This window comes from Micromonospora sp. GCM10011542 (assembly GCF_042650685.1).
In the GTDB taxonomy this organism is placed as follows: domain Bacteria; phylum Actinomycetota; class Actinomycetes; order Mycobacteriales; family Micromonosporaceae; genus Micromonospora.
Genome location: NZ_JBHSBO010000008.1, coordinates 40,559 through 53,430, shown reverse-complemented (window position 1 = coordinate 53,430; position 12,872 = coordinate 40,559). Strand labels below are relative to the sequence as shown.

General features: G+C 73.6%; 13 protein-coding genes. 7 read left to right on the top strand and 6 right to left on the bottom strand.

Translation table 11 applies throughout. The annotated features are described in order from the left end of the window. Nucleotides 1-58 precede the first annotated feature (58 nt). Entirely contained in the window at nucleotides 59-586 is a 528-nt protein-coding gene (locus ACFOW4_RS02585; protein ID WP_377524059.1) for a GNAT family N-acetyltransferase, read from the bottom strand. A 181-nt stretch (nucleotides 587-767) separates the two neighbouring features. On the opposite strand from ACFOW4_RS02585, the gene ACFOW4_RS02580 reads away from it, so the two are divergent. Beyond that, entirely contained in the window at nucleotides 768-1,250 is a 483-nt protein-coding gene (locus tag ACFOW4_RS02580; RefSeq protein ID WP_377524056.1) for a MarR family winged helix-turn-helix transcriptional regulator, read from the top strand. A 9-nt stretch (nucleotides 1,251-1,259) separates the two neighbouring features. Then, on the top strand, nucleotides 1,260-2,246 hold the full coding sequence (locus ACFOW4_RS02575; protein ID WP_377524055.1) for a pirin family protein: 987 nt from the start codon (nucleotides 1,260-1,262) through the stop codon (nucleotides 2,244-2,246). Nucleotides 2,247-2,305: 59 nt separating this feature from the next. Here the strand turns inward: ACFOW4_RS02575 and ACFOW4_RS02570 are convergent, their stop codons facing one another. After that, complete coding sequence (locus ACFOW4_RS02570) at nucleotides 2,306-2,434, bottom strand: hypothetical protein (protein WP_377524054.1); 129 nt, start codon at nucleotides 2,432-2,434, stop codon at nucleotides 2,306-2,308. A 126-nt stretch (nucleotides 2,435-2,560) separates the two neighbouring features. On the opposite strand from ACFOW4_RS02570, the gene ACFOW4_RS02565 reads away from it, so the two are divergent. Continuing rightward, nucleotides 2,561-4,150, top strand: coding sequence for a phospholipase D family protein (locus ACFOW4_RS02565; RefSeq protein ID WP_377524052.1), 1,590 nt, complete (start codon nucleotides 2,561-2,563; stop codon nucleotides 4,148-4,150). On the opposite strand, the gene ACFOW4_RS02560 is transcribed toward ACFOW4_RS02565, so the two are convergent. Further along, entirely contained in the window at nucleotides 4,099-4,854 is a 756-nt protein-coding gene (locus tag ACFOW4_RS02560) for a hypothetical protein (protein ID WP_377524051.1), read from the bottom strand. The two genes, ACFOW4_RS02565 and ACFOW4_RS02560, sit on opposite strands and share 52 nt — an antisense overlap. Before the next feature lie 399 nt (nucleotides 4,855-5,253). Here ACFOW4_RS02560 and ACFOW4_RS02555 point away from each other — a divergent pair, with 399 nt between their 5' ends. After that, nucleotides 5,254-6,078, top strand: a complete 825-nt coding sequence (locus ACFOW4_RS02555) for a SigB/SigF/SigG family RNA polymerase sigma factor (RefSeq protein ID WP_377524049.1) — start codon at nucleotides 5,254-5,256, stop codon at nucleotides 6,076-6,078. A 137-nt stretch (nucleotides 6,079-6,215) separates the two neighbouring features. Here ACFOW4_RS02555 and ACFOW4_RS02550 read toward each other — a convergent pair whose 3' ends face one another. From ACFOW4_RS02550 to ACFOW4_RS02540, 3 genes are read right to left on the bottom strand one after another with little or no spacing between them, the layout of a single operon-like run. Beyond that, the gene (locus ACFOW4_RS02550) at nucleotides 6,216-6,806 is read right to left on the bottom strand and encodes a GNAT family N-acetyltransferase (protein WP_377524048.1); all 591 of its coding nucleotides are present in this window, start codon (nucleotides 6,804-6,806) and stop codon (nucleotides 6,216-6,218) included. Beyond that, nucleotides 6,803-8,311: an APC family permease gene (locus tag ACFOW4_RS02545; protein WP_377524046.1), complete on the bottom strand. Its 1,509-nt coding sequence runs from the start codon at nucleotides 8,309-8,311 to the stop codon at nucleotides 6,803-6,805. The genes ACFOW4_RS02550 and ACFOW4_RS02545 overlap by 4 nt, the downstream gene beginning before the upstream one ends. Nucleotides 8,312-8,355: 44 nt before the next feature. After that, nucleotides 8,356-8,982 carry a GPP34 family phosphoprotein gene (locus ACFOW4_RS02540; RefSeq protein WP_377524045.1) on the bottom strand — a complete coding sequence of 209 codons (627 nt, stop codon included), beginning with the start codon at nucleotides 8,980-8,982 and terminating at the stop codon, nucleotides 8,356-8,358. Between the two features lie 210 nt (nucleotides 8,983-9,192). Here ACFOW4_RS02540 and ACFOW4_RS02535 point away from each other — a divergent pair, with 210 nt between their 5' ends. The 3 genes from ACFOW4_RS02535 (at nucleotide 9,193) to hrpB (ending at nucleotide 12,867) form a co-directional block, all read left to right on the top strand. Next, nucleotides 9,193-10,002: a helix-turn-helix domain-containing protein gene (locus tag ACFOW4_RS02535; protein WP_377524066.1), complete on the top strand. Its 810-nt coding sequence runs from the start codon at nucleotides 9,193-9,195 to the stop codon at nucleotides 10,000-10,002. A gap of 41 nt (nucleotides 10,003-10,043) precedes the next feature. Beyond that, nucleotides 10,044-10,244: a DUF397 domain-containing protein gene (locus ACFOW4_RS02530; protein ID WP_377524043.1), complete on the top strand. Its 201-nt coding sequence runs from the start codon at nucleotides 10,044-10,046 to the stop codon at nucleotides 10,242-10,244. 103 nt (nucleotides 10,245-10,347) lie between these two features. Beyond that, a complete protein-coding gene (gene hrpB / locus ACFOW4_RS02525) occupies nucleotides 10,348-12,867 on the top strand; it encodes an ATP-dependent helicase HrpB (RefSeq protein WP_377524065.1) in 2,520 nt (839 codons plus the stop codon). Nucleotides 12,868-12,872: the final 5 nt, after the last annotated feature.

Below are 12,872 nucleotides of genomic sequence, written 5' to 3'. Positions count from 1 at the left end.
GGATCATCAACACCCTTCGCTGCGTCCGCAGCCCCGTCCTGAGTTAGGACTTACTCGTCTAGCTGTCGGTGGCGAGTCGGGCGTGCAGGTGCTCGTCGTAGCGGCGTCCGTCGCCGTAGCGGAACGACTCGCGCAGCGTCCCCTCGGCCGGGTAGCCGGCCCGCTCCGCGACGCGGCAGGAGGCCGGGTTGGCGACCGCGTGGCACAGCTCGACCCGGTGCAGCCGAAGCTCCGCGAAGCCCCACCCGGTGAGCCGTACGACCGCCCGCGCGGCGATCCCACGGCCGCGCGCCGCCGGGACGGTCCAGTACCCGATGCCGGCCTGGTCGCCCTGGATGTGGTGCAGTGACACCGAGCCGAGCAGCGTGCCGCCGGCGGCGGTGACCGCGAGCGAGACGTGGTCGCCGGCGGACCAGTCGGCCCGGCGCCGTACCCAGAGCAGAGCGGCCTCGTCGTCGACCTGGCCGCCCTGCGGGTTCCACTGGGCGATCGCGGGGTCGCGCAGGGCGTCGCGCACCGCTGGGGCGTCCGCCTCCCGCCAGGGACGCAGCAGCAGGTCGCCGGCGGTGAGTTCCAGATCCTCCACGACGGCGGAGTCTGGCACACCGGTCCCGGGCGCTGCCCCCGAATTAACGGGTGACATTTCTTCAAAGCTGCACAACCGGACGAGGAACGGTTTTCGAGGAAGCGCTGACTGCTTCCGGACGTGACGGAGGCAACCCTCCAGACGGGTAGTTTAATTTTTAAAGAGTGCTACTGTCGGGGGCGTGACCGAGAGCCTGGACCCTGGACGACTGGCTGCCTGGCGCGCCTACATCGAGGCCAGCCAGCGGCTCTTCACCCAGATCGAGGAGGACCTGCGGTCCCGCGCCGACCTCAGCTTCGCCGACTACCACGTGCTGGTGCTGCTCTCCGAGGCGCCGGGGCAGCGGCTGCGCATGGGCGAGCTGGCGGGTCGGCTGGTCTTCTCGCCCAGCCGGCTGACGTACCAGATCTCCTCGATGCAACGCCGCGGCCTGGTCGCCCGGCAGGCCTGCCCGGACGACCGGCGGGGCAGCGAGGCGGTGCTCACCGCCGCCGGGCTGCTCACCCTGCGGGAAACCGCACCCCACCATCTGGCGTCGGTGCGCACCCACCTGATGGACGACCTCGACGACGCCGAGGTCGCCTGCCTCACCCGGGTCTTCGAACGGCTCGGTGACCGCCTGCGGGCGGCCCGGGCCACCTCGACCACCCACGCCACGAGTTAGGAGCCACCGATGCCCGCGATCACCGTCGACAACGTCCTGGTCCTGCCGCGCCTGCCCCGGCTCGACGAGTCCACCAGCTTCCGGCCGGTCCGCAAGCTGACCACCGCACCGAGCGGCTTCGAGGGCGAGGGCTTCCCGGTGCGCCGGGCCTTCGCCGGCGTGCCGATGGACCAGCTCGACCCGTTCATCCACCTCGACCAGATGGGCGAGGTCGACTACGCCCCGGGTGAGCCGAAGGGCACCTCGTGGCACCCGCACCGCGGCTTCGAGACGGTGACCTACATGATCGACGGGATCATGGACCACCAGGACTCGCACGGCGGCGGCGGCACCATCAGCAACGGTGACACCCAGTGGATGACCGCTGGCCGCGGCCTGCTGCACATCGAGGCCCCGCCGGAGCACCTGGTGACCAGCGGTGGTCTCTTCCACGGCACCCAACTCTGGGTCAACCTGCCCCGCAGCGCCAAGATGAACCCGCCCCGCTACCAGGACATCCGGGGCCGGGAGTCGGCGCTCATCACCACGCCCGACGGTGGTGCGCTGATCCGGGTCATCGCCGGCGACGTCGCCGGGCACCAGGGGCCGGGCTCCACCTTCACCCCGATCACCGTCACCCACGTGACGGTGCAGCCGGGGGCGCAGGTCGACCTGCCCTGGCGGCCGGAGTTCAACGCCCTGGTCTACGTGCTCGCGGGGCGCGGCACGGTCGGCACCGATCGACGGCCGATCCACACCGGGCAGCTCGCGGTGCACGGCGAGGGCGACGCGCTGCGCTTCGCCGCTGCCGCCGGTCAGGACGGCAACACCCCGGCGCTGGACCTCTTCATCATGGGCGGCCGCCCGATCCGGGAGCCGGTGGCGCACTACGGCCCGTTCGTGATGAACACCCGCGCCGAGCTGGTGCAGGCGTTCGAGGACTTCCAGGCCGGAAAGCTCGGCGTGATCCCCGCCAAGCGCGTGCCGCACACCGACGGCAAGCGCCGCCGGCCCTGACCACAGGTCCCACCGCACCACCGGCGCCCCCGGTTGCACACCGGGGGCGCCGGCGTGCGTCAGGAAACCGCGAAGATGCCGGCCACCCCGAGGATCACCATCACCAAGACGGCCACGAGCGCCCCCCGTTCACTCTCCACCGCCGGCTCGCGGTACTCGGTCACGGGGTTCGTCGTGTCGCCAGGCATGGTGTGGCCTCCTCGGTTGTCGCGTCGAACGGATTCGTCGGCCAGGTCACCGGTGTGCCGGCCGGGCGTGCGGACCCACGGCGGGGGTCCTACCGTGAGGACGTTGTCGACCTCGGGGGGCTGGACGTGTCGTTGCAGGACTGGTTCCTCACCGCGCCCGAACGGGCCAACCCGGTCTCAGAGTTACCCGTCTGGACCACTGGAAACCTCGCCGAGCCACTGATTCACGGCGCCGCGTACTTCGACCGGCTGGTCACCGAGGTGGAGGCGCTGGTCGCCGGCGACCACCTGTTCTTCACCGACTGGCGGGGCGACCCGGACCAGCTGATGCGCCCGGACGGGCCGACCGTGGCCCAGCTCTTCGCCCAGGCGGCCCAGCGCGGCGTGGTGGTCAAGGGCCTGATCTGGCGCTCACACCTGGACGCGCTGGCCTACAGCGAGAAGGAGAATCGCGACCTCAGCGAGACGATCTCCGCCGCCGGGGGTGAGGTGCTGCTCGACCAGCGGGTCCGACGGGGCGGCTCACACCACCAGAAGCTGGTGGTGCTGCGGCATCCGGACGCCCCCGAACGGGACATCGCCTTCGCCGGCGGGATCGACCTGTGTCACAGTCGACGCGACGACGCCGCGCACCGGGGTGACCCGCAGCCGGTGGGAATGTCCGCCCGCTACGGCCCACGCCCGCCGTGGCACGACGTGCAGCTTGCGATGCGCGGCCCGGTGGTCGGCGCACTGGACACCGTGTTCCGGGAGCGCTGGACCGACCCGATGCCGCTGGACTCCGAGAACCCGGCGGCGTACCTGCGCGACCGGCTGCGCGGCGCGGACCTGCGCCCGGATCCGCTACCCGACCAGCCGGCCGACCCGCCGCCCTGCGGCCCGCACCAGATCCAGGTGCTGCGCACCTACCCGGCCGTGCGGCCGCGTTACTCGTTCGCCCCCAACGGCGAGCGGACGGTGGCCCGGGGCTACACCAAGGCGGTACGCCGGGCCCGGCGGCTCATCTACCTGGAGGACCAGTACCTGTGGTCGACCGAGGTGGCCGAGTTGTTCGCCCACGCGCTGCGGGACAATCCGGACCTGCACCTGATCGCCGTGGTGCCGCGGCACCCGGATGTGGACGGTCGGCTCGCGCTGCCGCCGAACATGGTCGGCCGGGAGCAGGCGCTCTCGCTCTGCGAGCGGGCGGCGCCCGAGCGGGTGCACGTCTTCGACCTGGAGAACCCGGCCGGCGACCCGGTCTACGTGCACGCCAAGGTGTGCGTGGTCGACGACATCTGGGCCAGCGTGGGCAGCGACAACTTCAACCGTCGCTCCTGGACACACGACAGCGAGCTCTCCTGCGCGGTGCTCGACGAGACCCGCGACGAGCGGACGCCCACGGACCCGACCGGGCAGGGCGACGGGGCGCGGGCCTTCGCCCGCGAGCTGCGGTTGCGACTCTGGCGCGAGCACCTGGACCGCGACCCGGGCGGCGCGGACGACGCCGACCTGCTGGATCCGGCCGACGCGGTCGCGGCCGTCACCGCCGCCGCCGACGCGCTGCAACGGTGGTACGACGGCGGGCAGGTCGGCCCCCGGCCTCCCGGCCGGCTGCGCCCGCACCGCCCCGAGCGATTGCCCTGGTACACCCGGGCCTGGGCGCTGCCGGTGTACCGGCTCGTCTACGACCCGGACGGCAGGCCGCTGCGGGCCCGGCGGGCCGGCACCTGGTGAGGCGACCGGGCCGACTCCGCCGCGCTGGCGCCGCCCGGGTGCACGCTGAGCCCACCGGGGTAGGCGAACGAGGCACGCGGCGAGTAGAAGCCGAAGCCGATGACCAGTGGGTTGGCGGGGCGTAGCGCGTACATGGGGTGCCCGGGCTCCAGGAACTCCACCGACTCGATCTCGAAGGGCGTGACCGGTTCCGCCACGTAGGGGTAGACCGAGCTGAGCAGTTGGCCGTCGCGGCGGGTGAAGTAGCGGTGGTGGCCGCTGCTGATCACGTGGCCGGTCTCCCCCACCCGGCACCGGGCCCGGATCAACGGCGCCCCGTCGGCCTCGGTCTCGGCGACCAGCGTGCCGCCGCGCACCTCGATGCGGGTGCGGCCGGCGACCGCCGGGGCGCCGCGGGCGGTGGCGTACTCCCGGACCTGCCGGCTGGAGGACACGTAGTGGGTCCACCAGCCGCCCGGGCTGAGCCCGCCGGGGGCGTCCGCACCGGTGAGCGAGACGCCCAGGTAGGTGAGCGAGTAGGCGCCGAACCCGGAGGTCTGGGTCTCGTCGTCGACGACGTACTGGTTGAGGAAGACCTGCCGGTCGGGACGGGGACGCAGCCCGGCCGGCACCATCGCGGCGACCGCGTCCGGATCCGCTGGCAGCCAGCTGAAGTAGAGCGCGCGACTGTTCACGACGAGCTGGGGAGCGGCTGGATCGAGCACGGCGCCTCCGAACCGGGTCTGTACAGCCGACGCTACGGTCAGTCCTGTGCACGGGACAACGACGGAAAGTCGACACTCGTGTCCCCATGTCGGATTCCGCGTTGACCGCCCGGCCGATCGTGCTGCCCGCGCGGACGGACGCGCGCGCCGGGCGGTCGAGCGCGAGTGGGATGACCGGGCAGCGGCACCTCGGCCCAAAAACCGGTAACCGTCCTCACAATCCACCAGGGCTGCGCCCCTTCTGGGGCTTTTATGGCTGGAAACGGCTTAAGTACATCAGCCTTTCGGCTAGATTTCCGGGAGACGATCAGGCTAAGGTGAGTCCCGAACGGCCCATCTGAAGCTAAACCACAGCGTCACGTCTTTTTATCCGCGGACGAGGTGCAGGGAGGACCACCCATGACCGCGCCAACGATCAGCGATCAGACGAGCACCGCAGCGCAGACCGCCGACAAGCTCGACCCGCGTGCGCTCACCGACAGCGCCGCCGACGTGCTCAACGCGATGGCGGCGCTGCCCGCCGGCCACCCGTCGCGCGCCGCGCTGCGCGACAGGGCCATCGAGGCGTGGCTGCCGCTGGCCAACCACCTCGCCCACCGCTACAGCGGGCGGGGCGAGCCGACCGACGACCTGGCGCAGACCGCCGCCGTCGGCCTGATCAAGGCCATCGACAAGTTCGACCCGTCGCGCGGCGTCGACTTCGCCGGCTACGCCATCCCCACCATCATCGGTGAGCTCAAGCGGCACTTCCGCGACCGCACCTGGGACATCCGGGTGCCCCGCCGGCTGCAGGAGCTGCGCCTGGCCATCTCCGACGCCAACAGCTCACTGCTGCAGACCCTCGGCCGCTCTCCGACGGTCGCCGACATCGCCGCCCACCTCAAGCTCACCGAGGAAGAGGTCCTCGAAGGCCTGGAAGGCGCCCGCGCGTACAACGCGGTGTCGCTGTCCACGCCGACCGGCGACGGCGACCGGGCCACCGAGCTGGGCGACATGCTCGGCGGCGAGGACAGCGAGTTCGAGCTGGCCGAGCTGCGCGTCGCGCTCGGCCCGGCGCTGGCCACCCTCGACGAGCGGGAGCAGAAGATCCTGACCCTGCGCTTCTACGGCAACCTGACCCAGTCGCAGATCGCCGAGCAGATCGGCGTCTCGCAGATGCACGTGTCCCGGCTGCTCGCCCGGGCGCTGACCAAGCTGCGGGGTCAGCTCGACGGCACGTACTGAGTGGTGGTGGGTGTGGTGGCCGGGTTGGCGGACCCGGCCACCACACGTTTCCGCCACCCCTCGTCACGTAGGCGTGACAAGGAGTCGCGCCGGCCGGGCCGCCCCCCGGTGCGGTGTCAGCGGCCCGGCCGGTCTCGTCAGTGGGTGACCGGATCCCGCCACATCGGCCAGAACGGCGTGCCGTCGGGCACCCGGAACGGCTCGCCGGCCCGGTAGCCGTGCCGGGCGTACAGGTCCCGGCTGCGGGGGCTGCTGGCCTCCAGGTAGGCCGGCATCGCGTTGGCGTCCAGCCAGGCGTGGTGGTGGCGCATGAGCGCGGAGCCGATCCCCTGCCCCTGCCGGCCGGGCTGGACCGCCAGGAACGCCATGTGGTGGTGGTCCGGGTGCGGGTGGTTCGCCTCGAACAGTTCGTCGAGGTGGCGGAACCGGTCGGTCCACTCGCCGCAGGCGGCGGCCAGGCGGGCGTCGTACTCCTCCGGCGGCGGTGGCGGCTCACCGACCGACGGGAACCAGACCGCGACCCCCGACCGGTCCGCCGTGGCGTGCACCATCCCGTGCCGCATCGCGTGCCCGACGAGGATCTCGAAGTCTCCGGCCAGGACGGCCTCCCGCTTGCTCGGGTCGGGCACCAGCCAGCTGGTCACCTCCAGGTCGACGAACGCCTCGGCGATCCGGGCGGCCACCAGCGCGGTCTCCTGCGGCCCGAGCCGCTCCACGGCGATGCTCACCGGGCCACCTCCGCCTCGGCCGACGGCGTCGGGAGCACGGCGGCGGAGCTGGCCGCGCCGAGCCCGATCCGGGCGTACGTGTCCGGGCGGTTGCCGCGCAGCACCAGCGCCCAGCCGATGCCCAGCAGGGCGGCGACCGGGTACACCGCGGGCAGCGCCCAGCGCAGGGGCGAGTCCGGAGCGACGCCGAGCAGGTCGGCGAAGTTCGCCACCGCCAGCCAGACGATCACCGCGAGCGCCACGGTGGCCAGGCCGGGCGCGATCAGCCGTCGCCAGACCGTCTCGCCCGCGCCCGAGCGGGCGAAGTAGGCGATCACGGCCACCGAGGTGGTGGTGATCAGCAGCAGCACGCCGAAGCCGCCGGTGGTCCCGCCCCAGAAGAAGAGCTTCACCACCGGGTCCCAGCCGTTGACCGCGTAGAGCAGGATGACCAGCAGTCCGAGGACGCTCTGCGCCACCGAGGCCGCCCGTGGCGCGCCGGTACGCGGCGAGGTCTGCCCGAACACCGCGGGCAGCACCCGCTCCCGGCCGAGCGCGAACGCGTACCGGGCAGTGGTGTTGTGGAACGAGATCATCGCGGCCAGCACCGAGGTCAGGAAGAGCGCCTGGCCGATGGTGACGGCCGTGTCGCCCAGGTGCGCCCCGGCCAGGTTGAAGATCAGCCCGACGCTCTGCTCCCCCGCCTCGGCCGCGATCCGGTCCGGTCCGACGGCGACCGTCATGGTCCAGGAGGAGAGCGCGTAGAGCGCGGCGATGATCCCGACCGAGAGGTACGTGGCCAGCGGCACCGTCCGCCTCGGGTCCTTGCTCTCCTCGCTGAACACCACGGCGGACTCGAAGCCGACGAACCCGAGGATGGCCAGCACCAGCACCGCGCCAACGCCCGGCACGAAGAGGTTGTCCGGCGACAGCGCGGCGAAGCTCACCCCGCTCTCGGCGGGGTTGCCGAGCTGGCCCAGGTCGAAGACCAGGATGACCACGATCTCGGCGACCAGCAGCGCGGCCAGCACCAGGCCGTTGATGTCCACCCGGAGCAGGCCCAGCACGCCGACCAGCGCCCACGCCACCAGCGCGACGACCGACCAGTGCGGGTGCCCGCCGAAGATCCGGTCCAGCACCGGCTCGGCGGCGACGCCGATGGTGCCGTACAGCCCGACCTGCAGCGCGTTGTACGCGATCAGCGCCACCCAGGCGGCGCCGACGCCGGCGGGTCGGCCCAGGCCGCGGGAGATGTAGGCGTAGAACGCACCCGCGTTCTCCACCCGGCGGGACATCGCCACGTAGCCCACCGAGAACAGGGCGAGCACCGCGGCGACCAGCAGGAAGGCCAGGGGGATGCCGGTGACGCCGATGACGCCGTAGCCGGTGGTGACCACGCCGGCCACCACGGTCAGCGGCGCGGCGGCGGAGAGCACGAAGAAGATCACCGAGGGGACGCCGAGGCGGCCTCGGGCAAGGGCATCGGAGACGTTGCTGGGTCGTTCGACTGTCGATGTCGGGGGCATGCGACTACTCCGGTCGTCGAGGGGGAAGGGGGGTTACCGGGGAATCACGGGACGCCGCGCAGCACGGCCGCGCCGACCGCGGCCTCGGTGTGCGCGACGAGTTCCTTCAGCGGCGCGGGCAACGCCGGGATGAGCACGTTCAACCGGTGGTGCGCCCGGGGGCCGGCGCTCCACAGCACCTCCCCGGTGAGCCCGGCGGCCACGACCAGGCCCAGCAGCAGGGCGTCCGGAACGGTCGGCGGATCGGGCCGGTCCAGCAGGGCGCGCAGCCGGGTGGCCGGCCAGGCCACCGCGTTGAGGTCGATCGGCAGGTAGGTGACCGAGGTACGGAGCAGCCGGCGGCTCTCCTGGCGGCGCAGCACGCCGGCGCGGGCCAGCCGCTCCCCCACCGAGGCCGTCGCACTCTGCCCCAGGAAGCTGAGCCAGGTACGCACCGCCTGGTGCTGGGACTCGCCGACCAACTGGTCGAGCACGGTGTGCGCCAGCGCGTCGGCCGGGGGACGCCGGTCGAGCACGGTGACCTGACCGGCCGAGACCGTGATGTGTCCATGGAGGAGCAGCTCGCCGAGCAGCCCTCCGGCCAGTCCGAGTCCGGTCGCGGCGGGGTGCAGTTTGGCCTTGCCGCGGCTGTCGTTGTGGGCGATCAGGAAGAACTCGTCGGCGATGAGCAACGGTCCTCCCGCACGGCTGTGTCCACAGTGATCGCAACCGGGAAAGGATGCACCGACCGCTACCGCAATGCAACTCCCACATTTGATGGTTGCACTCCGTACTGATGCGACCTGCGGATCTTGTCGTGTCAGACTCGGACGGTGACCGCCAGCCCCACCGCCCGAACCGCCAACGGCTCCGCGCACAGCCCTACCGTCCGCCGCCGGCGCATCGCCCGGGAGCTGCGCCAGCTCCGGGAACGCGCGGGCATGACCCTCGATGTGGCCGCTCGGCAGCTCGACATGTCCAAGAGCAACCTCTCCCGGATCGAGAACGCGCAGATCGGCATCAAGCCGCGTGACGTGCGGGCGGCCCTGGCGCTCTACCAGGTGACCGGATCCGACGCCGAGGCGCTGATCGAGATCGCCCGGGGGGCGCAGCAGCGCGGCTGGTGGCAGAACTACAGCGACGTGCTGCCGGAGTGGTTCGAGTTCTACGTCGGGTTGGAGGCCGAGGCGGCTTCGCTGCGCACGTACGAGGCCGAGTCGGTGCCCGGGCTGCTGCAGACCGAGGAGTACGCCCGGGAGATCTACCGACGCACCGCCGGCGAGGACGGCCTGGAGCGCAAGGTGGCCGCCCGGTTGCACCGGCAGAACGTGCTGCGTCGCGACGATCCGGTCCAGCTCTCGGTGGTGCTCAACGAGGCGGTGCTGCTGCGCCCGGTCGGCGGACCGGCCGTGATGGCCGCCCAGCTGGCCCACATGGGCCAGGTCGCGCAACTACCCAACGTGACAATCCAGGTACTTCCGTTCGCGTCCGGCGGGCATCCGGCGATGAGCACGCCGTACGTGATCCTCACCTTCGCCGACGCGGCCGACGCGTCCGTGGTTTACCTGGATAACCTCACGATGGGGCTGGCGCTGGAGGGAGCCGACCATGTGCGCGGGTATAGCCTCCTACACGAGGAGCTGTGCCGGATGGCACTCGATCCGGCGGCGTCGCTGACCCGTTTGGAGGAGGCTTCTCGTAACTTTGCGTGACTGCATCTGCGGCACGCCGACGCGGACGAGGGGTATCACGGATGAGGGCGCTCGACCTGGGCCGGGCGGACTGGCGAACCAGCACGCGCAGCAGCGGCAACGGCAACTGCGTGGAGGTCGCGGCCGCCGCCGGTCAGGTCGCCGTCCGGGACAGCAAGGACCGGTCCGGCCCGGTGCTGGCCTTCCCGCCGTCGGCGTGGCGCTCCTTCGTGCGCGACGTGCCGACACACGACCCCGCCTGATCCACAGCCTTCGCGCAGCCTGATCCACCGCGCCCCGTCCCGGCCGGGCTCCGCACGCCGGGCCGGCCGGGCCGCCCGGCCGGCGCCGGTGCGAGACTGGGCCGTGCTCTCCGACGTCGCTCTGGACCTGCCGGTCCGCCCGGTGCTGCCGGCGCTGGTCGCCGCGCTCGACGCGGCCGGCGCCGGAGTGCTGGTGGCGCCGCCGGGCACCGGCAAGACGACCCTGGCACCGCTGGCCGTGGCCGATCGGGTCGCCGGCCGGGTGGTGATCGCACAGCCCCGCCGGGTGGCCGCGCGCGCCGCCGCCCGCAGGATGGCGGAACTGCTGGGCGAGCGGGTCGGTGAACGGGTCGGCTACGCCGTGCGCGGTGAGCGTCGGGTCGGGCCGGCCACCCGGGTCGAGGTGGTCACCACCGGGCTGCTGGTACGCCGGCTGCACCACGACCCGGAGCTGCCCGGCACCGCGGCGGTCCTGCTCGACGAGTGCCACGAGCGGCAACTCGACGCCGACCTCGCGCTGGCCTTCGCGGTCGAGGCGCGCGGCACGCTGCGTCCCGACCTCTGGCTGCTGGCGATGTCCGCCACCCCGGACACGGACCGGTTCGCCGCGCTGCTCGGTGGCACCAACCCGGCTCCGGTCGTGCGGGCGGAGTCGGCGCTGCATCCGGTGCAGCGGATCTGGACGCCGCCGCCGCGACCCGTCGCCCCGCCGGGGGCCGGCCCGGTGGACCGGGCCCTGCTCGACCACGTGGCCGCCACCGTCCGCCGGGCGCTGCGCGAACGCGACGGCGACGTGCTGGTCTTCCTGCCCGGCGCCGGTGAGATCGCCGCGGTGGCCAGCCGGCTGGCCGACCTGCGGGACACCGTCGCGCTGCTGCCGTTGCACGGCCGTCAGCGCGGCGCCGAGCAGGACGCGGCGCTGCGGCCGGCCGCGCGCCGCCGGGTGGTGCTCGCCACCGCGCTGGCCGAGACCAGCCTCACCGTGCCGGGCGTGCGGGTGGTGGTGGACGCCGGGCTGTCCCGGGTGCCCAGGACCGACCTGGCGCGCGGGCTCGGGGCGCTGGTTACCGTGTCGGTCTCCCGGGCCGCCGCGACCCAGCGGGCCGGCCGGGCCGGCCGGGAGGCTCCCGGGTACGTCTACCGCTGCTGGTCGGCGGCTACGCACGAGCGGCTCCCCGCCCGGGCGGAGCCCGAGATCGCCACCGCCGACCTGACCGGGTTCGCGCTGGAGCTGGCGGCCTGGGGACGGCCCGACGGCAGCGGCCTGGCGCTGCCCGACCCGCCCCCGGCGGTCGCGCTCGCGGTGGCGCGGGACACGCTGCGCACCCTCGGCGCGGTCGACGCGGACGGCCGGATCACCGGGCGGGGACGGGCGATCGCCGCCGCCGGGGCGCACCCACGGCTGGCCCGGGCACTGCTCGACGGGGCCGGGCGGGTCGGCGCGGACCGGGCCGCCGAGGTGGTGGCCCTGCTGGCCGAGAACACGGTGACCGGGCCGGGCGACGACCTGGTCGCCGGCTGGCGGCGGCTACGCGCCGGGACGGACCCGGGGGCCACTGCCCGCTGGCGCACCGAGGTCCGCCGCCTGCGCGCGGCGCTGCCCGCCGGGGCGGACGGGGACCGCGCCGGCTCGGGCGCGCTCGGTGACGACCTCGCCGCCGGCCTGCTGGTCGGGCTGGCGTACCCGGAACGGCTGGCCCGGGTCCGGCGGCCGGGCGGCTCGGCGTACCTGATGACGGGCGGGACCGCCGCGGAGCTGTCGGCCGGTTCGGGGCTGACCGGCAGCGGCTGGCTCGCGGTGGCCGTCGCGGACCGCTCCCCCGGGGCTCCGGCGGCCCGGATCCGGCTGGCCACGCCGCTGGACGAGGCGACCGCCCGGGAGGCGGCCGGCCTACTGCTGCGTACCGAGCGGGAGGTCGGCTGGTCCGACGGCGACGTGGTGGCCCGCGAGGTGGTCCGGCTCGGCGCCATCGAGCTGCGGGAGCGCCGGCTGGACCGCCCGGACCCGGCCGAGGTGTCGGCTGCGCTGCTGACCGGCCTGCACCGCGAGGGGCTGGGGCTGCTGGGCTGGACGCCGGCGGCCCGCGCGCTGCGCGAACGACTGGCGTTCTGCCATCACCAGCTCGGCGGCGACTGGCCGGACGTCGGCGACGAGGCGCTGCTCGCCGCCGCCGAGACCTGGCTGGGTCCGGAGCTGTCCGCCGCCCGGCGCCGTGCCGACCTGGCCCGGGTGGACGTGGCCGGTGCGCTGCGCCGACTGCTGCCGTGGGCGCAGGCGGCCCGGCTGGACGAGCTGGCCCCGGAGCGGATCACCGTGCCCAGCGGCTCGCGGATCCGGGTGGACTACGCCGATCCGGACGCGCCGGTGCTGGCGGTGAAGCTCCAGGAGACCTTCGGCTGGCCGCAGGCGCCCCGGATCGGCGGCGGCCGGGTGCCGGTACTGCTGCACCTGCTCTCACCCGCGGGTCGTCCGGTCGCGGTCACCGCCGACCTGGCGTCCTTCTGGCGCTCGGGCTACCCGCAGGTGCGCTCGGAGCTGCGCGGGCGCTACCCGCGGCACCCGTGGCCGGAGGACCCGGGCACCGCCCCGCCCACCCGGCATGCCAGCCCGCGCCGACGCTGAACGTC

Bases quoted from the DNA above. Each gene is read 5' to 3' on its own strand.
- ACFOW4_RS02575 (WP_377524055.1), top strand. From the start codon at position 1,260: ATGCCCGCGATCACCGTCGACAACGTCCTGGTCCTGCCGCGCCTGCCC.
- ACFOW4_RS02570 (WP_377524054.1), bottom strand. From the start codon at position 2,434: ATGCCTGGCGACACGACGAACCCCGTGACCGAGTACCGCGAGCCGGCG.
- ACFOW4_RS02555 (WP_377524049.1), top strand. From the start codon at position 5,254: ATGACCGCGCCAACGATCAGCGATCAGACGAGCACCGCAGCGCAGACC.
- ACFOW4_RS02545 (WP_377524046.1), bottom strand. From the start codon at position 8,311: ATGCCCCCGACATCGACAGTCGAACGACCCAGCAACGTCTCCGATGCC.
- ACFOW4_RS02530 (WP_377524043.1), top strand. From the start codon at position 10,044: ATGAGGGCGCTCGACCTGGGCCGGGCGGACTGGCGAACCAGCACGCGC.